This is a genomic window from Bacillus sp. FJAT-22090, from assembly GCF_007676755.1.
Taxonomy (GTDB): Bacteria; Bacillota; Bacilli; order Bacillales_A; family Planococcaceae; genus Psychrobacillus.
Genome location: NZ_VEBK01000007.1, coordinates 1 through 22,895 on the forward strand (window position 1 = coordinate 1; position 22,895 = coordinate 22,895).

The 22,895-nt window shown below is 37.2% G+C and carries 20 protein-coding genes; all 20 read left to right on the forward strand.

Features of this window, described 5'->3' with window-relative positions; genetic code table 11:
* Positions 1 to 189 precede the first annotated feature (189 nt).
* The 20 genes from FS486_RS10125 (at position 190) to FS486_RS10220 (ending at position 22,878) form a co-directional block, all read left to right on the forward strand.
* Positions 190 to 918: a GntR family transcriptional regulator gene (locus FS486_RS10125; protein WP_144511220.1), complete on the forward strand. Its 729-nt coding sequence runs from the start codon at positions 190 to 192 to the stop codon at positions 916 to 918.
* A 48-nt stretch (positions 919 to 966) separates the two neighbouring features.
* Positions 967 to 2,046: a BMP family lipoprotein gene (locus FS486_RS10130; protein ID WP_144511221.1), complete on the forward strand. Its 1,080-nt coding sequence runs from the start codon at positions 967 to 969 to the stop codon at positions 2,044 to 2,046.
* Positions 2,047 to 2,229: 183 nt separating this feature from the next.
* Positions 2,230 to 3,780 (forward strand): ABC transporter ATP-binding protein, encoded by a 1,551-nt coding sequence (locus tag FS486_RS10135; RefSeq protein ID WP_144511222.1) that lies wholly within the window; start codon positions 2,230 to 2,232, stop codon positions 3,778 to 3,780.
* On the forward strand, positions 3,770 to 4,816 hold the full coding sequence (locus FS486_RS10140) for an ABC transporter permease (protein WP_144511223.1): 1,047 nt from the start codon (positions 3,770 to 3,772) through the stop codon (positions 4,814 to 4,816). The genes FS486_RS10135 and FS486_RS10140 overlap by 11 nt, the downstream gene beginning before the upstream one ends.
* Position 4,817: 1 nt before the next feature.
* Positions 4,818 to 5,777, forward strand: coding sequence for an ABC transporter permease (locus tag FS486_RS10145; RefSeq protein ID WP_144511224.1), 960 nt, complete (start codon positions 4,818 to 4,820; stop codon positions 5,775 to 5,777).
* Between the two features lie 113 nt (positions 5,778 to 5,890).
* Positions 5,891 to 7,171, forward strand: coding sequence for an EF-P 5-aminopentanol modification-associated protein YfmF (gene yfmF / locus FS486_RS10150; protein ID WP_144511225.1), 1,281 nt, complete (start codon positions 5,891 to 5,893; stop codon positions 7,169 to 7,171).
* Positions 7,164 to 8,468 carry an EF-P 5-aminopentanol modification-associated protein YfmH gene (gene yfmH / locus FS486_RS10155; protein WP_144511226.1) on the forward strand — a complete coding sequence of 435 codons (1,305 nt, stop codon included), beginning with the start codon at positions 7,164 to 7,166 and terminating at the stop codon, positions 8,466 to 8,468. The genes yfmF and yfmH overlap by 8 nt, the downstream gene beginning before the upstream one ends.
* The gene (gene ymfI, locus FS486_RS10160; RefSeq protein WP_144511227.1) at positions 8,461 to 9,192 is read left to right on the forward strand and encodes an elongation factor P 5-aminopentanone reductase; all 732 of its coding nucleotides are present in this window, start codon (positions 8,461 to 8,463) and stop codon (positions 9,190 to 9,192) included. Before yfmH ends, ymfI begins: the two co-directional genes overlap by 8 nt.
* 127 nt (positions 9,193 to 9,319) lie before the next feature.
* Entirely contained in the window at positions 9,320 to 10,126 is an 807-nt protein-coding gene (locus tag FS486_RS10165) for a DUF3388 domain-containing protein (protein ID WP_144511228.1), read from the forward strand.
* A gap of 16 nt (positions 10,127 to 10,142) precedes the next feature.
* Positions 10,143 to 11,009: a helix-turn-helix domain-containing protein gene (locus FS486_RS10170; protein ID WP_186321415.1), complete on the forward strand. Its 867-nt coding sequence runs from the start codon at positions 10,143 to 10,145 to the stop codon at positions 11,007 to 11,009.
* A 50-nt stretch (positions 11,010 to 11,059) separates the two neighbouring features.
* Positions 11,060 to 11,638 (forward strand): CDP-diacylglycerol--glycerol-3-phosphate 3-phosphatidyltransferase, encoded by a 579-nt coding sequence (gene pgsA / locus FS486_RS10175; RefSeq protein ID WP_144511229.1) that lies wholly within the window; start codon positions 11,060 to 11,062, stop codon positions 11,636 to 11,638.
* Positions 11,639 to 11,653: 15 nt separating this feature from the next.
* Positions 11,654 to 12,910: a competence/damage-inducible protein A gene (locus FS486_RS10180; protein WP_144511230.1), complete on the forward strand. Its 1,257-nt coding sequence runs from the start codon at positions 11,654 to 11,656 to the stop codon at positions 12,908 to 12,910.
* Positions 12,911 to 13,098: 188 nt separating this feature from the next.
* Positions 13,099 to 14,163 (forward strand): recombinase RecA, encoded by a 1,065-nt coding sequence (gene recA, locus FS486_RS10185; RefSeq protein ID WP_144511231.1) that lies wholly within the window; start codon positions 13,099 to 13,101, stop codon positions 14,161 to 14,163.
* A gap of 782 nt (positions 14,164 to 14,945) precedes the next feature.
* On the forward strand, positions 14,946 to 16,508 hold the full coding sequence (gene rny / locus FS486_RS10190; protein ID WP_144511232.1) for a ribonuclease Y: 1,563 nt from the start codon (positions 14,946 to 14,948) through the stop codon (positions 16,506 to 16,508).
* 53 nt (positions 16,509 to 16,561) lie between these two features.
* The gene (locus tag FS486_RS10195; protein ID WP_144511233.1) at positions 16,562 to 17,359 is read left to right on the forward strand and encodes a TIGR00282 family metallophosphoesterase; all 798 of its coding nucleotides are present in this window, start codon (positions 16,562 to 16,564) and stop codon (positions 17,357 to 17,359) included.
* 85 nt (positions 17,360 to 17,444) lie between these two features.
* Positions 17,445 to 17,711 (forward strand): stage V sporulation protein S, encoded by a 267-nt coding sequence (locus tag FS486_RS10200; RefSeq protein WP_093060206.1) that lies wholly within the window; start codon positions 17,445 to 17,447, stop codon positions 17,709 to 17,711.
* A 266-nt stretch (positions 17,712 to 17,977) separates the two neighbouring features.
* Entirely contained in the window at positions 17,978 to 19,720 is a 1,743-nt protein-coding gene (locus tag FS486_RS10205; protein WP_144511234.1) for a 2-oxoacid:acceptor oxidoreductase subunit alpha, read from the forward strand.
* The gene (locus tag FS486_RS10210; protein ID WP_144511235.1) at positions 19,720 to 20,586 is read left to right on the forward strand and encodes a 2-oxoacid:ferredoxin oxidoreductase subunit beta; all 867 of its coding nucleotides are present in this window, start codon (positions 19,720 to 19,722) and stop codon (positions 20,584 to 20,586) included. The genes FS486_RS10205 and FS486_RS10210 overlap by 1 nt, the downstream gene beginning before the upstream one ends.
* Positions 20,587 to 20,896: 310 nt before the next feature.
* The gene (miaB, locus tag FS486_RS10215) at positions 20,897 to 22,444 is read left to right on the forward strand and encodes a tRNA (N6-isopentenyl adenosine(37)-C2)-methylthiotransferase MiaB (protein ID WP_144511236.1); all 1,548 of its coding nucleotides are present in this window, start codon (positions 20,897 to 20,899) and stop codon (positions 22,442 to 22,444) included.
* Complete coding sequence (locus FS486_RS10220; protein WP_395940847.1) at positions 22,441 to 22,878, forward strand: YlbF/YmcA family competence regulator; 438 nt, start codon at positions 22,441 to 22,443, stop codon at positions 22,876 to 22,878. Before miaB ends, FS486_RS10220 begins: the two co-directional genes overlap by 4 nt.
* Positions 22,879 to 22,895 lie beyond the last annotated feature (17 nt).

Sequence of the window (22,895 nt, forward strand, 5' to 3'; positions counted from 1 at the left end):
AAAAAATAGAAAGGGTTTCGAAATACGACCATTTCGAAACCCTTTTGTCTACAATCTGAAATACTTTTATTTTTATTTAAATAAAAATAAAAGTATTTATTTCAATCATTAAAAATGTTATAGTATGACTGATTAGTAGGAATGTTTTACATCAGAGGTCTGATCTCTTTAAAATGGTGGTGTTTTTAAATGACAATAAAAGTAGATCATCGTCATTTATATCTTCAAGTGATTGATCGTCTTAAAGAAGACATTGAAAATGGTATATTCAAAGAAAAGGAAAAGCTTCCTTCTGAATTTGAATTAGCAAAATCACTCGGAGTAAGTCGTGCAACTTTAAGGGAAGCTCTTCGTTTGTTGGAAGAAGAAAATGTCATCGTCAGACGACATGGAGTTGGAACATTTGTTAATTCAAAACCTGTTTTTACTTCAGGAATTGAACAACTTTCAAGTGTTTCCTCTATGATTAGAAGTGCTGGTATGGAACCTGGGACTATTTATTTAAGTTCTATGCAATCGCTTTCAACTGAAGAGGACATTAATCGCTTCCAATGTAAAGAAGAGCAATCAATTATTTCGATGGAACGGGTCCGTACTGCAAATGGCGAACCAGTTGTGTATTGTGTCGATAAAGTTCCGAAGAATTATTTGCCTAATGATTTCCTCATTAGAGAAGAAGGCTCTATTTTTACGGCATTAGAGGAATCTGGGGATATTCGTGTATCTCATGCAGTCGCATTTATCGATCCTGTTGGATACCATGAAGTTGCTTCGCCGACTTTGAATTGCGAACCGGAAACTTCCTTGCTTGTATTAAAACAACTTCACTACGATGAGAACGATCGAGTGGTTTTGTACTCGAAAAATTATTTTCGTGCGGATAAATTTAGCTTTCATGTTGTTCGAAAAAGGGTGTAAAATGTTTCAAATTCCTGCTAATAAGAAAATTAAATGGAGGTTTTCAATTTGACAAAACGTAAATTTGGATTAGGACTGTCACTTGTATTAGCTGCTGGTACTATCCTTGGAGCTTGTGGTACAAAAGACGAAGATGCAAAAACTTCAACAGGTTCAGAAGGTACTGACAAAGGTACAGAAACAAAAGATTTCTCTCTTGCAATGGTAACTGACGTTGGTGGTGTAGATGACAAATCTTTCAACCAATTAGCTTGGGAAGGTATTGAAGCATTCGGTAAAGAAAACGGTCTTAAAAAGGGCGATGGTGGTTATGACTACCTTCAATCTGCATCAGACGCTGATTATATCACTAATCTAAATAGTTTAGTACGTCGTGATTTCGATGTAGTTTACGGAATTGGTTTCCTAATGGAACAACCAATTGGTACAATTGCTGACCAAAAACCAGATGCACAACTTGCAATCATTGATGCAATTGTTGATAAACCAAATGTTGCTTCTGTTATGTTTAAAGAGCAAGAAGGGTCATTCCTTGCAGGTGTTGCGGCAGCCTTAATGTCAGAATCTAAACAAATCGGTTTTGTTGGTGGAATGGAAATTCCAGTAATCGAGCGTTTCGAAGCTGGATTCTTAGAAGGAGTTAAAGCTGTAGATCCAAGTATTAAAGTAGATGTACAGTACACAGGTAAATTTGATGATGCAGCACTTGGTAAAACAACTGCTAATCGTATGTATTCATCAGGCGTTGATATTATTTTCCATGCTGCTGGTGGTACTGGTAACGGTGTATTCGCTGAAGCAAAAGAACGTAAAACAAAAGATGCTAATGCAAATGTATGGGTAATCGGAGTTGACTCTGACCAATATGCAGAAGGAGCTGTTGGTGATACTAACATCACGCTTACTTCTATGCAAAAACGTGTAGACGTAGCAGTACAAAACATTGCTAAAGATGCAATGGCTGGAAACTTCCCTGGAGGGAAAACAGTTACTTATGGTTTAGCAGAAGAAGGGGTACAGCTCGCTGATTCTCGCGGAGCTATTCCACAAGATATTCTTGACCAAATCGATGAATACTCTAAAAAAATCGCTGCTGGCGAAATTACTGTTCCTGAAACAGTAGAATAATTTGTTTTCTAACATCATAAAGGCCGATATTTATCGGTCTTTATGATATTTTAATTAATAGAAGAAAGATTTTAAAAATTTAAAGTCTTTATTAAGTTTCATATAAAAAAATTAACTTGAACTTACAAGATTTAAGGTCTTTCCTGTATTAATTTTGTACTAGTATAGTAGGGAGTGAATTCATTGGATTATGTAATAGAAATGCTTGGCATTCGAAAAGAGTTTGGATCGTTTGTAGCAAATGATAATATTACCCTTCAATTAAAGAAGGGAGAGATACATGCACTTTTAGGTGAAAATGGAGCTGGAAAGTCCACTCTTATGAATGTTCTATTTGGTCTGTATCAACCAGAAGCTGGGGAGATAAAAGTTAATGGAAAGTCCGTTAAGATTACAGACCCTAATGTGGCGAATGATCTTGGTATTGGAATGGTCCATCAGCATTTTATGCTTGTCGAAAATTTTACGGTTACAGAAAATATCATCTTAGGTAATGAGCTTACAAAAAGTGGTGTTATCAATATTAAGGATGCGGCAAAAAAAATCCAAGCATTATCTGAAATGTATGGTCTGGATGTTGATCCATCCGCAAAGATAGAAGATATATCTGTAGGTATGCAGCAACGTGTTGAAATCTTAAAAACGCTTTATCGAGGAGCAGAAATATTAATTTTTGACGAACCGACAGCATCATTAACACCGCAAGAAATCCAAGAACTCATTCAAATTATGAAACGACTTATACAAGAAGGTAAGTCAATCATTTTGATCACACATAAATTAAAAGAAATTATGGATGTTACGGACCGAGTTACAGTAATCCGAAAAGGAGAAGGTATCGGGACGGTTATCACATCCGAGACAAATCCAAATGAACTTGCCTCTTTAATGGTTGGTAGACAAGTAGACTTTACTACTATTAAAGAAGAAGCACGACCTACTGATGAAGCTTTGGTTGTAAAAGAATTGGTCGTTGCGGATTATAGAGGGGTAGAAAAAGTAAAAGGACTAAACTTATCTGTTCGAAAAGGTGAAATTTTAGGTATTGCCGGTATTGACGGAAATGGTCAGTCGGAGCTAATTGAAGCTATTACTGGTTTGCGTAAATCTAAAAGTGGTTCCATTTTCCTTAATGGACAAGATATAACAAATAAAAAGCCTCGTAAAGTTACGGAGGCAGGTGTTGGGCATATTCCACAAGACCGTCATAAGCATGGTTTAGTATTAGATTTTCCAATTGGTCATAATATAGCTCTACAAACTTACTATTTAGATCCTATATCCAAAAACGGTATTATGAATTATGGACAAGTTTCAAATTTAGCACAGAAGATTATTAGTGAATATGACGTTCGAACACAAGGTGAGCATACTCCAGCACGCGCATTATCTGGTGGTAACCAACAAAAAGCGATTATTGGACGGGAAGTTATTCGTAATCCAGAATTATTAATCGCTGCACTTCCGACTAGGGGACTAGATGTTGGGGCAATTGAGTTTATTCACCAACGTCTAATCGAACAACGTGATAAAGGGAAAGCTGTTCTTCTACTATCATTTGAACTTGATGAGGTAATGAATGTCTCCGATCGTATTGCAGTAATTTATGATGGACAAATAGTAGATACTTTATTGCCGAAGGAAACGAACGAGCAGGAGCTTGGATTATTAATGGCAGGACAAAGTATTAAAGAAAATGGTGTTAAACAGGGGGAAAAAGAGCATGTCGAATAGAGTAGTAAATATACTTGTCCCTGTTATTTCCGTTATTTTAGGTTTACTTGTAGGAGCAGTAGTCATGCTAGTGAGCGGTTACGATCCCGTAGCAGGTTATGCCGCATTATGGAACGGTATTTTTGGGGACGCGTATGCGATAGGAGAAACAATTCGTCAAATAACGCCTTATCTATTATCAGGGTTAGCGGTAGCTTTTGCTTTCCGTACTGGTTTATTTAATATTGGGGTGGAAGGACAACTTCTTGTCGGTTGGTTTGCCGCTGCATATGTTGGGATTGCATTCGATCTTCCGATGTATATCCATTTACCATTTGCAATTCTTGCAGCAGCTGCAGCAGGAGCATTTTGGGCGTTTATCCCTGGATTGTTAAAAGCTAAATTACAGGTGCATGAAGTTATCGTCACAATCATGATGAACTATATCGCGCTTCATACAACTAATGTGCTTATTCGATTAGTTTCAGACGGCGGAGAAAATACAGGTCCCATTAAGGAAACTGCTTCCTTAAAATCTGCGTTATTTGAAAGTATGACCGATTATTCTAGATTGCATTATGGTATTTTCATTGCACTTGCGATGGTTTTAGTTATGTGGTTTATTTTAGAAAAAACAACAACTGGATTTGAGTTAAAAGCAGTTGGGTTTAATAAAAATGCGTCTGAATATGCAGGAATGAATGTAAACAAAAATATCATTCTTTCTATGGTTATTTCAGGAGCTTTTGCAGGACTAGGTGGAGCAATGGAAGCACTGGGTACATTCCAATATGCCAATGTCAAAGGTGGATTTACCGGTATTGGATTTGATGGTATAGCGGTTGCCTTGCTTGGTGCAAATACTCCACTAGGTGTAGTATTTGGTGCAACATTATTCGGTGCTTTAAAATATGGAGCATTGAATATGCCGAATGCTGCTGGTATTCCGGTAGAAATCGTATCGATCGTAATAGCGCTTATTATATTCTTTGTTGCATGTGGTTACATTATTCGCTATTTCCTTGAAAAAATGAAAAAGAAAAAGGAGGCGAAGTAATATGAGTTTTTTAGAGGTTCTTTACTTCATCGTCCCATCTGCTATTTTTTATGCAGCTCCTTTAATTTTTACTGCCATTGGTGGGGTATTTTCTGAGCGCTCAGGTGTTATTAACATTGGACTAGAAGGTTTAATGGTAATGGGTGCTTTTATCGGAATTCTTTTTAACCTTATGTTTGTTGATACATTTGGTGCAATGACTCCTTGGGTTTCTATTATTGCTGCGATGGTTGTGTCTGGAATCTTCGCTATCATGCATGCGGTTGCGACTATTTCTTTCCGTGCCGATCAGACTATTTCTGGGGTAGCGATCAATATGCTAGGTGTGGCAATCGCATTATTCTCAGTTAAGATGATTTATGGAAAAGGACAGACAGATTATATTCAAGAACGTTTCATCCGTTTTGATGTTCCTTTTTTAAGTGATATTCCAGTTATTGGACCTATGCTTTTTAAAGATGTTTATTCCACGTCTATTTTAGCAGTAGCGGTTGCAGTACTTGCATGGTTTGTTATTTATAAAACACCATTTGGGTTGAGACTTCGTGCAGTTGGAGAACATCCAATGGCAGCGGATACGATGGGTGTAAATGTGACAAAAATGCGTTATATTGCCGTTATCCTATCAGGAGCATTAGCTGGTATTGGTGGAGCGGTCTATTCTCAATCTATTTCTGGTGAGTTTAGTCATACGACTATTAACGGACAAGGATATATGGCGTTAGCTGCAATGATTTTTGGTAAATGGCATCCACTTGGTGCATTAGGAGCTGCTTTATTCTTCGGTTTTGCACAAGCTCTAAGTATTGTTGGTGGACAAATTCCATATATCAATCAAATTCCAAGTTATTACTTGCATATCTTGCCATATGTTTTGACTATTTTAGCAGTTGCAGGATTCATCGGAAAAGCTCAAGCACCAAAAGCAAGTGGTATACCGTATGTCAAAGGAAAACGATAAAACTTTTTAGGGACCAATTAATTTTGGTCCCTTTTGTTTGTGTTGATATAATTAGAACATGTATAGTGAAAAGGTATATGAGATACACTAGAAAGAAAAAGGGGGATCACAATATGTTCCAACAATTTGACCTTGCGCAGGGAGTTAAGCTTTATGTCCGTCCGACAGAGCAATTTAAGACGATTAATATATCGTTCAAGTGGAAGCAACAATTAACCGAAGAAAATGCGGCGGTTCGCTCTGTATTAGCTAATGTATTACAGTATAATAATGACGTCTTTCAAACAAATGCAGCATTTCGAAAACGTTTAGAAGAGCTATATGGTGCTGTGCTATATTTTGATACAGGAAAAAAAGGGAATCAACATATCTTTTCTTTGAATGCAGAGACTGTTAATGATGCCTATTTATCAAACGAAAAGGTAGTAGATGAAGTTGTTACTTTGTTACATACTGTCATATTCAAACCAAGACTGGTAGAAGGAAAATTTGTTGATTCGATCGTAAATAGAGAAAAAGATCAAGTGATAGAGCGGATACAATCGATGTATGATGATAAAACAAGGTATGCCCAACAACGATTACTTGAAAATATACGTCCGAATCAAGCAGCCTCCATTATGGCCAATGGAACGGTTAAGACAGTAAAAGCTGTAACGAATGAACAACTGATTGCTATGCATAATACAATTCTCACAGAAGATGACTTGTCCATCTACATAGTCGGAGATGTTGATGTACAAGAGATAAAAGAAAAAATAGATAGTCATTTTCAATTTGCTGATCGAGCTGAAAAGCTTACTAATGAAGCTGAAGTTACACCAGCAATGAATAAAAGAAAAGAATTTTTACATGAAATACAAGATATGAAACAAGGGAAGCTTCATATAGCCTACCGTACGCCGATTAATTTCTTTTCAAAAGAATTTCCTATTATGCAGATGACCAATGGGATATTAGGTGGTTTTTCACATTCTAAAATATTTATGAATGTTCGTGAAAAAGAAAGCATGGCCTACTACGCATCTAGTAGTTATTCTTCTTTATATGGCTTAATATTTGTATACGCAGGAATTGATTCAAATTTGCAAGAAAAGGCAGTGAAATTAATAGATGAACAATTAAAAGCAATGCAACAAGGGGACATCACTGAGTTAGAAATAAATCAAACAAGATCTATGTTAACGAACCAATTAAAAGAAGCACTGGATTCCGCTCGTGCTCAAATTGAAATATATGATCAATATAAAGAGATAAATGAATCATTTACCGTAGAAAACTGGGTTGCTAAATGGTCTAATATAACGAAGGATCAAATTCAACAAATGGCATTAAATATAGAGAAGGAATTCGTCTATTTCCTATCTGGTAAGGAAGGTGCAGACAATGAATGAAACGTATTTTGAACAATTAGAAGAAACCTTGTATCATGAACAATTGCCTAATGGCTTACACGTATATATATTACCGAAAAAAGGTTTTTCCAAAACATTTGTAACTTTTTCAACGAATTATGGATCTATCGACCGTGAGTTTATCCCTCTCGGTAAAACTGAACCTGTAATTGTTCCGGATGGGATTGCTCACTTTTTAGAGCATAAAATGTTCGAAAAAGAAGAAGGCGATGTTTTTCAGCAGTTTAGCGAAAAAGGGGCTTCTGCTAATGCTTTCACTTCATTTACAAAAACAACATATTTATTTTCCTCCACTAATCATGTGCTAGAAAATACGAAAACATTGCTCGATTTTGTGCAACAACCGTATTTCACTGAAGAAACGGTAGAAAAAGAAAAAGGGATCATTGGTCAAGAAATAACGATGTATGATGATCAACCTGATTGGCGTCTATACTTTGGTGCCATTGAGAATATGTATAAAGAACATCCAGTAAAAATTGATATTGCTGGAACAATAGAATCTATTGACAAAATTACAGCAGATCATTTATATGAGTGTTATAACACTTTTTACCATCCTTCGAATATGGTTGTATTCGTAGTGGGTGCTGTGGATCCATCCGAAATGATGGAATTTATCAAAAAGGATCAAGCTTCGAAAACATTTGAAGCACCGCAAGAGATTAAGCGATTTTTTCCAAACGAACAAAAGGACGTTGCTTTCTCGGAGCGTACATTACAAATGGATGTACAAAAGCCAAAAGTCATTTATGGTATAAAAGCAAGCAATACAAATATTTCAGGTAAGGAAATGTTAAACTTTGAGCTATCGATGCAAGTTGCGGTTGAACTTCTCTTTGGTAGATCGTCTGCATTTTACCAGGAAGTGTATGAAAAAGGATTAATTGATGAATCTTACTCCGCAGATTTTTCGATGGAACATGGATATGGATTCACCATGATTGGTTCGGATACTATTAATCCGGAAGAATTGACTAAAAAGATTAAACAATCGATTATAGAATATGCAAATGAGTGGCCGTTTAACGAAGAAGATTTAAAACGAATTACCCGTAAAAAAATTGGGTTTTTCTTACGTGCCTTAAACTCAATAGAATATATTGCAAACCAATTTACAAGATACTTATTTAATGAGATGAATTTATTCGATGTTGTTCCTGCATTAGAAAATTTAACGATGAAACAAGTGAAAGATGCATTTGAAACGTTAACAGATGAGCATACCCATACTATATTTACAGTAGATCCATTTATGAAAAACAATAATGAATAAAAAATTTGCATTAGTTGTAGGAGCCTCTGGAGAAATAGGAAACACTATTTGTCGGAGTCTTGCAGATACAGGATGGTCTTTATATTTACACTATGCGAATAATAAAGCATCTGTAAGTACCCTTATAAACGAATTGGAAAAATTATATCCCGCACAGGAATTTATGCTTATTCAAGCCGATATGCGAGAATCTGATTCGTTGGAAAAAATGGCAAATTCTATTTTTTCTTTACAGTCTGTTGTCTTTGCACAAGGACATAGCTTGTATGGAGGGTTGGAAGATACCTCGTTAGAAGATATACGCCATCTATTTCAAGTTCATATAGAGCATCCGATGTTTCTTTTAGGTAAATTGACTTCGAAGCTTAGAAAGAATCTATATAGTTCTATTGTTTTTGTCGGCTCGATCTGGGGTGAAACAGGGGCTTCTTATGAAGCGGCATATTCTGCTGTTAAAGGGGCTCAGCATGCATTTGTTAAAGCATACGCAAAAGAAGTTGCTACCCAGAGAACTACAGTTAACGCTGTAGCACCAGGCTTTATCGATACTAAAATGAATCTACATGTAGAAGAGGAAGCTCGTAGGCTAATCCTAGAGGAAATACCTGCTGGTGTTTTTGGTACGACACAAGACGTGGCGGATGCGGTTGACTTTTTGACAAGCGAAAAAGCGAATTATATAACTGGTCAAATTATCCGAGTAAATGGCGGATGGTATATTTGAGAGAGAAATAAAGAAAAGAGAGATATTTGTGCTCTTTTCTTTTTTTTCTTTTATTAACCTTAGAATTCATATATGATAGAACTTATAATGGACGAATAACGTCATCTAACAGAGAGGACAGATATCTATGGCAATTGAATGGTTTTTTGAATACGATATTCAAATAAATCGTCCCGGACTTTTAGGGGATATTTCTTCTTTACTTGGAATGCTTAGAGTGAATATCGTGACGATTAATGGCGTAGATGAAGGTCGACGTGGTATGCTTATAAAAGCAGAGAAAAAAGAAAACATGGAGCGTTTTGAGCATATTGCTTCTACAATGGAAACTATCCAGTTAACTAAATTTAGAGAACCTAAGCTTAGAGATCGTTTAGCGGTAAGACATGGTCGCTATATTCAACGAGATGCGGATGATAAAAAAACGTTTCGATTTGTCCGCGATGAGTTAGGGATACTTGTAGACTTTATGGCTGAGATTTTTAAGAAAGAGGGCCATAAGCTTATCGGTATTAGGGGAATGCCTCGTGTTGGTAAAACGGAATCGGTTGTTGCTGCAAGTGTATGTGCGAATAAGAAATGGATATTTCTTTCTTCCACGATGATAAAACAAACAATTAGAAGCCAGCTAATAGGGGATGAGTTTAGTGATCGTAATATTTTCATTCTTGATGGTATTGTGACGAGAAACTCAAATGATGAAAAACATCAAATGTTAGTAAGAGAAATGATGAGGATGCCTACCATTAAAGTAGTCGAGCATCCCGATATGTTCATCCAGCATTCGGAATATTCGATTGATGATTTTGATTATATTATTGAGCTTCGTCACAGTCCCGAAGAAGAAATTACGTATGAAATGATGGAAAAAAACCACAGTATGTCTGACAAAGGAATGAGTGGCTTTGGTGGATTCGGTGGATTTAATTTTTAACGGGCAGGTGTTTTAGTTGACTGAACTTGGCGCTCGCTTAAAAGAAGCGAGAATAGCAAAAGGATATAGTATTGATGATTTACAAGAAATAACGAAAATACAAAAAAGATATTTGGCGGGAATTGAAGAAGGAAATTATACGACTATGCCAGGTACTTTTTACGTGCGAGCTTTTATAAAGCAATATGCTGAAGCAGTAGGTTTAAATGGGGACGAGCTACTAGAGACTTATAAAACAGATCTTCCTACACCATCCAGTGAAGATGTCTCTAAAAATATGCCCACAACGCCTTCTAGAAGGGCTCTAGGGGGGCGCTCGTCTAATAAGCTCAAGGAAATTTTTCCTATGTTAGTCGTAGCATTATTTATCGTAGCTATTATTGTTATTGTCTGGACCCTTTACCAAAAAACACCGAAGGAATCGGATGAGTCTGTAGATTCAACTAATGAATTGGTCATTGAAAAACAGCCTCAAACGGAGCAAAATCCGAATGTTCAAGTGGAAGATAGCAATGAGCCTGAAAAAGAAGTAGAAGAGGTAGAAGAGGTTGTAGAAGAAGAACCTACACCTGAGCAACAGTTAACATTTGTGGAAACACAAGGCGAAACGTCTACATACGATTTAACTGGAGCAGAAACCTACATGGTAAAAGTAGTTGCAGCGAACAAAACGTGGCTAAACATAAGAGACCAAGATAACAAAATCTTGGTTGACCAATCAGTTAATGCTGGTGAAACATACGAATTTGATGCAACTAGCCTTTCAAGAGTTCGTATTCGTATGGGTCATACACCTGGAAATACAGTATATATGAATGATCAAATAGTTGAGTTTCCAAGTGAAAGAACTACGCAAAATTTAGTAATACAGTTTAACAAATAGTCATCTTTTAGATGGCTATTTTGTTTGAAAACGAAAGGAGTTACATATAAATGAATATACCAAATCAAATATCTATGTTCCGTATTTTTCTAATCCCTGTATTTATGTTTTTCATGCTTGTAAACTTTAGTTGGGGAGATGTTAGTTTTCTTGGTGCAACTATTCCGGTAGGTCACTTGATCGGTGCCATTATTTTCATTATTGCATCGATCACAGACTTTATTGATGGTTATTATGCACGAAAATATAATCTCGTAACAAATATGGGAAAGTTTTTAGACCCACTTGCAGATAAATTACTTGTTTCGGCTGCTTTAATTATTTTAGTTCAGTTTGAAATTGCACCAGCCTGGGTAGTTATTTTAATTATAAGCCGTGAGTTTGCGGTAACTGGTCTTCGTTTAATTCTTGCAAACGAGGGAGAAGTTGTTGCAGCAAACCAACTTGGCAAGATCAAAATGTGGACACAAATAATAGCCATCTCTTCATTGCTATTAGGAAATGTGTTTTTTGAAATGTTTAATATTCCTTTTGATATGATTATGTTATATGTTTGTCTACTTTTCACATTATGGTCTGGTTTTGATTACTTTTATTTGAACCGCAAAGTATTACTCGATTCTAAGTAGGAAGGAAGTTTTTCCATGAAAGCTGAAATTATTGCCGTCGGTTCCGAATTATTATTAGGTCAAATTTCTAATACAAATGCCCGCTTTATTTCTTCTCAGCTAGCAGAGTTAGGAATTGATGTTTATTATCATACAGTAGTGGGTGATAATCCAAATCGACTAGTAGATTCTATACAAATTGCCGAAAATCGAGCGGACTTCCTAATATTTACGGGCGGTTTAGGTCCTACAAAAGATGATTTAACAAAAGAGACGATTTCAAAGCATTTAAACAAAAGTCTTGTACTAGACGATCATGCTTTAATTTATATCGAAGATTTCTTTAAACGCATGAACCGGAAAATGACAGAAAACAATAAAAAACAAGCGCTTGTACTGGAAGGATGTACGGTCTTAGAAAACAAGCATGGTATGGCACCTGGTATGCTCCTAACAACTGAGACACACGCTTATATGCTACTTCCTGGACCACCGAAAGAAATGGAGCCCATGTTCCAATTTGAAGCTAAACCGCTTCTACCTAAGCTACTACATAGTGAAACGATTATAAAATCACATGTTATTCGATTTTACGGAATTGGAGAAGCAGAGTTGGAAACGGAAGTTCAAGATTTGTTAGACAATCAAACAAATCCAACACTTGCTCCACTTGCATCTGATGGAGAAGTTACATTACGTTTGACTGCTAAAAGTGACACAGAAGAAGAAGCGTGGAAACTGATCGAAGCATTGCAAGCGGAGATTTTAAATCGGGTAGGAAAGTTTGTGTATGGCTATAACAATGATTCACTTGCATCTAAATTGCGTGAGATACTAGTAGAGAACAATTTAACGCTTTCTGCTGCAGAAAGTATGACTGCAGGATTATTTCAATCAGAGCTAGCTGAAATTCCAGGAATGGGAGAAGCATTAGTCGGTGGAATGATTACGTACACAGAAGATATAAAGGTGAAACAATTAGGCGTTAATGAAAATACAATTAAAGAATTTAGTGTAGTTTCGAGTCAATGTGCAGAAGAAATGGCAGTGAGAATAAAAGATAAATTCAATACTAGTATTGGAATAGGTATCACTGGTGCAGCAGGGCCCGATGGTCATGGAGGGCAACCGCCAGGAACTGTTTGGATTGGTATTGCGTATGGGGAGTCGGCACCAGTTTCATACAAGTTAAGTTTAACAGGTATGAGAAATACAAACCGATTAAGAGCAGTCAAATTTACCATTCATTATTTAATACGGTTGCTTCGTGAACAAGGAATTTCGAATATATAAAGAAAAATTAAATTTCGAATAGGAAAGCGGCTCAAAATTAAATTTTGAGCCGTTTTTAACTACTAAAATGAAATAGTCGCAAAAAATAAACGAATGGACGTTCGCTTATTTCTTGTATATTTCTCAAATACCTAGTATAGTAGTAATAGAAATAAAAAATCAGATTTTCTTTTGAGGAGGAAATATAATTGAGTAACGATCGTAAAGCAGCGCTAGAAATGGCTTTAAAACAAATAGAGAAACAATTCGGTAAAGGGTCAATTATGAAACTAGGAGAAAAAACGGACAGAGAAATATCCACTTCTTCCAGTGGTTCATTAGCCCTTGATGCAGCACTTGGAATAGGCGGATACCCTAGAGGACGTATTATTGAAATATATGGTCCAGAAAGCTCTGGTAAAACGACTGTTGCCCTTCATGCGATTGCAGAAGTGCAAAAAAATGGCGGTCAAGCGGCATTTATAGATGCTGAGCATGCTCTAGATCCAGTTTATGCTCAAAAACTCGGTGTAAATATTGATGAGTTACTTTTATCCCAACCGGATACTGGGGAGCAAGCACTTGAAATTGCTGAGGCACTAGTACGTAGCGGTGCAGTAGAAATTTTAGTAATTGACTCAGTTGCTGCATTGGTACCAAAAGCGGAAATTGAAGGAGAGATGGGTGACTCACATGTCGGTCTTCAAGCTCGTTTAATGTCACAAGCTTTACGTAAACTTTCTGGTGTTATTAACAAATCTAACACTATCGCTATTTTTATTAACCAAATTCGTGAAAAAGTAGGGGTTATGTTCGGAAATCCTGAAGTTACACCAGGTGGACGTGCTCTTAAATTTTATAGTTCCGTTCGTTTGGAAGTAAGACGTGCCGAGGCTATTAAACAAGGTACAGATATTATGGGGAACAAAACGAAAATTAAAGTTGTAAAAAATAAAGTAGCACCACCTTTTAGAACAGCAGAAGTCGACATTATGTATGGTGAAGGAATTTCTCAAGAAGGAGAAATTATCGACCTTGGATCAGAAATGGACATCGTACAAAAAAGCGGTTCTTGGTATGCATACAACGAAGAACGTTTAGGGCAAGGTAGAGAAAATGCTAAACAGTTCTTAAAGGAAAATCCTGCTGTAAAAACTGAAATTGCTTTGAAAATCCGTGAATCTCTTGGACTAGCTGCGACATCCTATACAATTGCTGGCCATGAGCCGGAAGAAGAAGATGGAGAATTCGATCTTTTATTAGACGAGGAATAATATAGGAAGAGTCTCTCAATTAATTGAGAGGCTTTTTTTAAAAGAGAAGAAAGTATATAATTTTTTGCTGTGAAAAAACGATTCTATCATACGGTTTATTTCCATTCCAGGCGCTCGCTTTCCGTGGGGTGGGCGATGAACCATCACCGCCCCTGCGGGTCGCCTGAGTTGGTTCATCTATCCCACTCATCCCGCAGGTGGCAGGAGTCGCCGCCTTTCATTACAATCAATCCTATGTGTGGTGTCTGGTAATCACTGTTATATTAGGTGGAATTATACGAATAGTAATTGTTTCTTAATAGAGAAAGTGGGGGCGACCGAAATTGTATCTTCGGTCGCTTCTTCAAAAGGTAGGGAAATGTTGCTTCTCTTTTTCAAAAGAGCAGTACTAAACCAGTGCCTAAAGTTTGAGAAGGGCGATGGATAGATAAATACCATAGGATTACTGAGAAAAGAGCTGCTGATTAAGACGTCAGTCATGATCAACAGCACTTAAAAAATCGGCCATTATATAGCATAGGTCTTCCCAAAGGACTTTGAAAACGATAGATACAGGTTTTGATCTTAAAGGGTGCTTGCACTTTTATTACGCTAAAATGGGCATATGAAACCATTCTTTTTCTAATAATATTCCTGCCGTTTCCTTGACAGAGTATTTCTACATCTATACAATTAAAATTGTATAATTTCTTTATTAAATGATGAAAAAGGCAGTACAATTATGCATTTGCATATATGTGCCGACTGAAACTTAAAAAGTATAGCAATAGGGGGGTGTTCGAATGCCATTATTGGAAATTATCATCTCCGCTTTGCTTGGTCTGATCGTCGGTGCCGTTGTTGGTTATATTTATCTGAAAAACGTGAACGATTCAAAAGTGACTGGTGCAAAACAATCTTCTGCACTCATCTTAGATGAAGCAAAGCGAGAAGCAGAAGCATTAAAGAAAGAAGCACTATTAGAAGCCAAAGATGAAACTCACCAATTACGAAATGAAGCAGAATCTGACATCCGTGAACGCCGAATGGAACTGCAAAAACAGGAAAATCGGTTATTACAAAGAGAAGAGAATCTTGATCGTAAGGATGATGCTCTAAACAAGAGAGAAGTAGGTCTTGAGCGTAAAGAAGATGCTCTAACCGAAAGACAACAGCATATCGAACAGAAAGAAAGTAAAGTGGACGAGCTGGTTGCTAAACAACAAAGCGAACTTGAAAGAATTTCTACACTAACTCGTGAAGAAGCAAGAACAGTTATTCTTCAAGAGGTAGAAAATGAGCTTGCTACGGATATAGCAGTAATGACAAAAGAATCAGAGACAAGAGCAAAAGAAGAGTCTGATAAAAAGTCTCGCGAAATTCTTTCGCTTGCCTTACAACGATTCGCAGCTGATCATGTAGCAGAAACAACCGTTTCCGTTGTTAATTTACCGAACGACGAAATGAAAGGCCGAATTATTGGTCGTGAAGGTCGAAACATTCGTACGCTTGAAACTTTAACTGGAATTGATTTAATTATTGATGATACACCAGAAGCTGTTATTCTATCAGGATTTGATCCGATACGTAGAGAAACTGCCCGTTTAGCACTAGAGAAATTAGTACAAGATGGACGGATTCATCCAGCACGTATTGAGGAAATGGTAGAAAAATCGAGAAGAGAAGTAGATGAACAGATCCGTGAAATCGGAGAACAAACTACATTTGATGTAGGAGTTCACAATCTACATCCTGATTTGATTAAAATTCTTGGTAGATTACGCTATCGTACAAGCTATGGTCAAAATGTATTAAAACATTCAACGGAAGTTGCTGTTTTAGCTGGTTTACTTGCAGCGGAGCTTGGAGAAGACGTGACACTTGCAAGACGTGCAGGATTACTTCACGATATTGGGAAAGCAATTGACCATGAAGTGGAAGGAAGTCACGTGGAGATTGGTGTCGAGCTTGCTACGAAGTATAAAGAACATCCAGTAGTTATTAATAGTATTGCTTCCCACCATGGAGATACAGAAGCTACTTCCGTTATTGCGGTACTAGTAGCAGCGGCAGATGCTCTATCTGCGGCACGACCTGGTGCAAGAAGTGAAACATTAGAAAACTATATTCGTCGTCTGGAGAAACTAGAAGAAATTTCAGAGTCCTACGACGGTGTTGAAAAATCATTTGCGATTCAAGCAGGAAGAGAAATTCGCATTATGGTTCGTCCGGATCAGATTGATGACATTTCCGCTCATCGACTTGCAAGAGATATTCGTAAACGAATCGAAGAAGAACTCGATTATCCTGGTCATATTAAAGTGACTGTAATTAGAGAGACTAGAGCTGTAGAATACGCAAAATAGAAGAAAAGGCTTCTAATAAGAAGCCTTTTTTTCGTTAAGGAAGTGGATGAAACATGAAGATATTATTTATAGGTGACATTGTTGGTTCGATTGGTAGAGATACGTTAGAAAGTTATCTGCCTAGATTAAAGAGAAAATACAATCCAGACGTTGTAATTGCAAACGGTGAAAATGCCGCAGCTGGGCGGGGTATTACTAAAAATATTTTTCAAGCTCTGTTACATATGGGTGTGGATGTAGTTACAATGGGTAATCATACATGGGATCAAAAAGAGATTATGGATTTCATTGATGACACGGATTATTTAATCCGACCTGCTAATTTTTCAGAAGAAGCACCGGGGAAAGGAATGACTTCTGTTACTAAAAATGGTCATACTATATCAGTCATTAATATGCATGGTAGAACATTTTTACCACCGCATGATGACCCATTTAAAAAAGCTACAGAGTTAGTAGACGAAGCGAAAAAGGTATCACCCATTGTTTTTGTTGATTTTCATGCGGAGGCTACTAGCGAAAAAATTGCGTTTGGCTGGCATTTAGATGGAAAAGCATCTGTGGTTGTTGGGACACATACACATGTACAAACTGCAGATTCTCGTATACTACCGCAAGGAACTGCTTATATTACAGATGTTGGGATGACTGGTCCTTATGACGAGGTTTTGGGGATGAAAAAAGAGGATGTATTATATCGTTTCCAAACGAATATGCCTACCCGATTTGAAGTTCCTAAAAGCGGTCGTTCCGTATTAAGTGGCTTCTTTGTCGAAGTAGATAATTCTACTGGCAAAGCAGTCCATCAAGAACGTGTTTATATTAATGAGGATTATCCATTTCACGGGTAAAAGAGTCTAAAAAATCTCTTTGTAGCATAAGGTAGGTTATGGACGAAAGCAAGTTCATAATCTAGCTATAAAAGGAGAAATGATAGTGGATTCTTTAAAAGTATCTTCTCGTTCTAACCCAAATTCCGTTGCTGGTGCATTAGTCGCAGTAATTAGAGAACAAGGGTATGCAGAGATGCAAGCAGTAGGAGCAGGCGCATTAAATCAGGCAATCAAAGCAATTGCCATTGCAAGAGGATTTGTAGCACCCAGTGGTACGGACCTAACATGTTCACCCGCTTTCACAGATATTATTATTTCAGGTGAAGACCGAACTGCTTTGAAGTTATTAGTAGAGAAAAAGGTAAAATAACCGTGAAGTCGCTACTGTAAAAAGTAGCGGCTTCATTTTGTTTTTTCGACTAAATTATGACGATTTGATTCCGTCAAAGGTCTGATTTTTGTTGAAAATTACATGGAATACATAGTGAATAATGCTACTTCATGATAAACTAATGAAGGTAAAAAGCATTCAGCTTCATTTGGCGGTATAATAGCTGCAAAATGAAATTAAAACCACAAGCGAGCAATATTTATTCGCCGAGGAATTTTCGATAAAGATAGTTAGGAGATGTTTATATGTTGCAACAGCTTTCTTGGAAAGTAGGAGGGCAGCAAGGAGAGGGTATTGAAAGTACGGGGGAAATTTTCTCGATGGCGATGAACCGTCTTGGATATTACTTGTACGGATACCGTCATTTCTCTTCTCGAATTAAAGGTGGACATACAAATAATAAAATCTGTGTGCGTCCTACACAAGTACGTACAATCCCAGATGATTTAGATATTTTAGTAGCTTTCGATCAAGAAACAATAGATGTCAATTACAAAGAGTTAACAACAAAAAGTGTTATTTTAGCTGATTCCAAATTTTCACCGATAGCACCAGAAGGTTGTGCTGCACCTATGTACGTTGTGCCTTTTACAGAAGTTGCTGCAGAACTTGGTACATCACTCATGAAAAACATGGTCGCAATAGGAGCTACTTCAGCACTACTAAACTTGGACAAAGCAGTATTCCAAGGAGTAGTGGATGAAATATTCGGTAAAAAGGGACAAGAGGTCGTAGCAAAAAATATGCAAGCGATTCAACAGGGCTTCGATACGATGGCTGAACAATTAGGTGATCGTCTAGGTGAGTGGGAACTAGTCCCAGCAGATGGTAAACATCGTATGTTCATGATTGGAAACGACGCAATCGCACTTGGAGCATTAGCAGCTGGAGTGCGATTTATGGCGGCATATCCAATCACTCCAGCTTCTGAGATTATGGAATATATGATTAAGAAGTTACCGTTATTTGGTGGGGCAGTTATTCAAACAGAGGATGAAATTGCAGCCGCTACAATGGCAATTGGTTCTAACTATGGTGGGGTACGAGCATTCACTGCCTCAGCTGGACCAGGACTTTCTCTTATGATGGAAGCAATCGGTTTATCAGGAATGACAGAGCAACCGCTTGTAATTGTCGATACTCAGCGTGGTGGCCCATCTACTGGACTTCCAACAAAACAAGAGCAATCCGATTTAATGCAAATGATTTACGGAACCCATGGGGAGATTCCTAAAGTAGTAATCGCACCAAGTACTGGTGAAGAAGCGTTTTTCGATACAATCCAAGCGTTTAATATTGCAGAGGAATTACAACTTCCTGTAATCATCTTATCCGATTTGCAATTGTCACTTGGTAAACAAACAGTAGAACCATTTGATTACTCTAAAATTGAAATTCGTCGCGGTAACTTAGTAAACTTGGAAGAGATTCCAGAAGCGGAAGACAAATCTTATTTTAAACGTTATGAAGTAACAGAAGATGGTGTTTCTCCTCGAGTACTACCAGGGACGAAGCATGCAATTCACCATGTAACAGGTGTAGAGCACGATGAAACAGGGAAGCCATCCGAAGCTGCTTCTAACAGACAAGCACAAATGGATAAACGTATGAAAAAATTGAATCATGTAAACTTTAATGAACCAGTTTATGTAAATGCACCATACGAAGAAGCAGATATTTTATTTGTTGGGTTCAATTCTACAAGAGGCGTATTAGAAGAATTGCAACAAACATTTATAGAACAAGGAATGAAAGTAAATCATGCACATATTCGATTGATTCACCCATTCCCGTCTGCTGAAGTACAACCGCTTGTCACAAACGCTAAAAAAGTAGTCGTTGTTGAAAACAATGCAACGGGTCAATTAGCAAATATATTAAAAATGAATGTTGGCGGTCATGATAAAGTGATAAATGTATTGAAATATGATGGAACACCGTTTTTACCATTACAGCTTGAAAAACAAGTAAAGGAGTTGCTTAACTGATGGTAACGTTTAAAGATTTTCGCAATAATGTCAAACCAAACTGGTGCCCAGGATGTGGTGACTTTTCCGTTCAAGCAGCTATACAACGTGCGGCGGCAAATGTTGGCATACAGCCTCACGATTTAGCAGTAATCTCCGGTATCGGTTGTTCTGGACGTATTTCAGGATATATTCACTCATATGGTTTCCACGGGATTCACGGGAGAGCCCTTCCAATAGCACAAGGCTTAAAAATGGTAAACAAAGATCTACACGTAATCGCTTCAGGTGGAGACGGAGATGGATTTGCGATTGGAATTGGACATACAATTCATTCAATCCGTCGTAATATCGATTTGACTTATGTCGTGATGGATAACCAAATTTATGGTTTAACAAAAGGACAAACTTCTCCACGATCAGCAGAAGGCTTTAAAACAAAATCGACACCTGGCGGGGCAATTGAACCTTCTCTTAAACCGCTTGAATTAGCGTTAACATCGGGAGCAACTTTTGTCGCACAAGGTTTTTCTTCTGATATTAAAGAGCTAACAGCAATTATTGAAGCAGGTATCAATCATAAAGGCTTCTCGTTTATCAACGTTTTTAGCCCATGTGTAACGTACAATAAAGTAAATACGTATGATTGGTTCAAGGAAAATTTAACAAAGCTTTCCAATGTGGAAGGTTATGACCATACAAACCGTGAAGAAGCAATGCGGGTGGTTATGGAGAACGAAGGCTTAGTTACTGGAATCATTTATCAAAATGAACATGCACCATCTTACCAAGAACAAGTTCCAGGCTATGCACCAACACCACTCGTAGATCAAAACTTGAAGATGAGTGAAAAAGAATTTAGTACGTTGTTACAGGATTTCATGTGATGATAAAAAAGCTATCCACGTATTCAATGAATACATGGATAGCTTTTTTGATGCATAGAAAGTTAGCGATCTCTCTCCTATTTAAGATAGCGAATCGCTACATAGCATGTCCAAATCGCAACATAGAACCTGTAAATCGCAAGATCCGGCACCATGAGTCCAAAATATAAATGAACCCTTCAATTAGAGAATACATATTATGACCAATTAAGCACTTTTAAGTATTATACCTTGTGACGTTTGTCTGCTATTTGTATAATAGTATGATGGATATTCGCATTAGTTGCGAATGAAGAAAGGAGAGTCTTATATGAACGAAGAATCGCGTTTACAAAGTACTCAAGTGAAGGAACCTAATTCTCCGGACAAAAAATCCGAGAAGGATTATAGTAAATATTTTCAAGCAGTTTACACTCCACCATCCTTAAAAGAAGCAAAAAAGCGTGGAAAAGAAGAAGTTACTTATCATAATGACTTTTCGATTGCAGACGAGTTCAAAGGAATGGGACAAAACCGTAAATTTTATATTCGTACTTATGGCTGCCAAATGAATGAGCATGATACTGAAGTAATGGCGGGTATCTTTATGCAACTTGGATATGAACCAACCGATACGGTGGACGATGCGAATGTCATATTATTAAACACATGTGCTATTCGTGAAAACGCTGAAAATAAAGTATTTGGTGAGCTAGGTCATTTAAAACATTTAAAAAGAGCTAATCCAGATGTATTAATCGGTGTTTGCGGATGTATGTCTCAAGAAGAATCGGTCGTAAATAAAATCCTTAAAACGTATGATCAAGTAGATATGATTTTCGGAACGCATAATATCCACCGTCTCCCTAACATCTTAAACGAAGCATATCTTTCGAAAGAAATGGTAGTAGAAGTTTGGTCCAAAGAAGGGGATGTAATAGAAAATCTTCCTCGCGTTCGAAAAGGATCCATCAAAGCTTGGGTTAATATTATGTACGGCTGCGATAAATTCTGCACATATTGCATCGTTCCATACACACGTGGAAAAGAACGTAGCCGCCGTCCAGAAGACATTATTCAAGAAATTAGACATCTGGCTGCACAAGGCTATAAAGAAGTGACGTTGCTTGGTCAAAACGTAAATGCCTACGGAAAAGATTTCGAAGACTTAGATTATCGCTTTGGTGATTTAATGAATGATCTTCGTAAAATTGATGTAGCTCGTATTCGGTTCATGACAAGTCATCCAAGAGATTTCGATGATCATTTAATTGAGGTGCTTGCAAAAGGCGGAAATTTAGTCGATCATATTCATTTACCTGTTCAATCTGGTTCTTCTGATATACTTAAAATAATGGCTCGTAAATATTCTAGAGAACATTATTTAGAGCTAGTTCGTAAGATTAAAGCTGCTATTCCGAATGCATCTTTGACAACTGACATTATTGTAGGGTTCCCGAATGAAACGGATGAGCAGTTTGAGGAAACAATGTCGTTGTATAAAGAAGTTGGCTTTGAAATTGCGTATACGTATATTTACTCACCACGTGAAGGTACGCCTGCAGCGAAAATGGTAGATAATGTACCGATGGAAGTGAAAAAAGAACGTCTTCAACGTTTAAATGCCCTTGTAAATGAAATGTCAGCTGAAGCAATGAAGAATTATGAAGGTCAAATTGTGGAAGTGCTTGTGGAAGGCGAAAGTAAAAATAACCCGGATGTACTTGCAGGATATACATCGAAAAGCAAGCTAGTAAACTTTGTTGGACCTAAAGAAATCATCGGTCAACTGGTGCAAGTAAGAATTACAGATGCCAAAACATGGTCATTATCGGGAGAACTAGTAGAAGTACCAAATGAGCAAAAGGTGGGAATATGATGACTACTAAATATACAAGAGACGATATTATTGAAAAAGCAAAAGAAATTGCAACGATGATTGCCAATACAGAAGAAGTTGATTTCTTTAAACGTGCAGAAGCGCAAATAAATGAAAATCAAACAGTTCGCGAAAAAATTGCAAGCTTAAAAAGCTTACAAAAACAAGCAGTAAATTTCCAACACTTAGGAAAAGAAAAAGCACTTAAGTTGATTGAAGGTAAAATTACTGCAATTGAAGCAGAAATTGACGATCTACCAATTGTGCAGGAATTCAAACAATCACAAGGGGACGTAAATAGCCTGTTACAATTAGTCGCTAATTCGATTTCTAATAATGTGACCAATCAAATTATAGAAGCAACCGAAGGCGATCTATTAAGAGGCGAAACAGGCTCTAAAGTAAAAAATACAACGTATGATAGTTGTTCTTAAATAAAAAGAAGAAAGAC

Bases quoted from the DNA above. Each gene is read 5' to 3' on its own strand.
- FS486_RS10125 (WP_144511220.1), top strand. From the start codon at position 190: ATGACAATAAAAGTAGATCATCGTCATTTATATCTTCAAGTGATTGAT.
- FS486_RS10140 (WP_144511223.1), top strand. From the start codon at position 3,770: ATGTCGAATAGAGTAGTAAATATACTTGTCCCTGTTATTTCCGTTATT.
- FS486_RS10145 (WP_144511224.1), top strand. From the start codon at position 4,818: ATGAGTTTTTTAGAGGTTCTTTACTTCATCGTCCCATCTGCTATTTTT.
- yfmF (WP_144511225.1), top strand. From the start codon at position 5,891: ATGTTCCAACAATTTGACCTTGCGCAGGGAGTTAAGCTTTATGTCCGT.
- yfmH (WP_144511226.1), top strand. From the start codon at position 7,164: ATGAATGAAACGTATTTTGAACAATTAGAAGAAACCTTGTATCATGAA.
- ymfI (WP_144511227.1), top strand. From the start codon at position 8,461: ATGAATAAAAAATTTGCATTAGTTGTAGGAGCCTCTGGAGAAATAGGA.
- FS486_RS10165 (WP_144511228.1), top strand. From the start codon at position 9,320: ATGGCAATTGAATGGTTTTTTGAATACGATATTCAAATAAATCGTCCC.
- pgsA (WP_144511229.1), top strand. From the start codon at position 11,060: ATGAATATACCAAATCAAATATCTATGTTCCGTATTTTTCTAATCCCT.
- FS486_RS10180 (WP_144511230.1), top strand. From the start codon at position 11,654: ATGAAAGCTGAAATTATTGCCGTCGGTTCCGAATTATTATTAGGTCAA.
- rny (WP_144511232.1), top strand. From the start codon at position 14,946: ATGCCATTATTGGAAATTATCATCTCCGCTTTGCTTGGTCTGATCGTC.
- FS486_RS10195 (WP_144511233.1), top strand. From the start codon at position 16,562: ATGAAGATATTATTTATAGGTGACATTGTTGGTTCGATTGGTAGAGAT.
- FS486_RS10205 (WP_144511234.1), top strand. From the start codon at position 17,978: ATGTTGCAACAGCTTTCTTGGAAAGTAGGAGGGCAGCAAGGAGAGGGT.
- FS486_RS10210 (WP_144511235.1), top strand. From the start codon at position 19,720: ATGGTAACGTTTAAAGATTTTCGCAATAATGTCAAACCAAACTGGTGC.
- miaB (WP_144511236.1), top strand. From the start codon at position 20,897: ATGAACGAAGAATCGCGTTTACAAAGTACTCAAGTGAAGGAACCTAAT.
- FS486_RS10220 (WP_395940847.1), top strand. From the start codon at position 22,441: ATGATGACTACTAAATATACAAGAGACGATATTATTGAAAAAGCAAAA.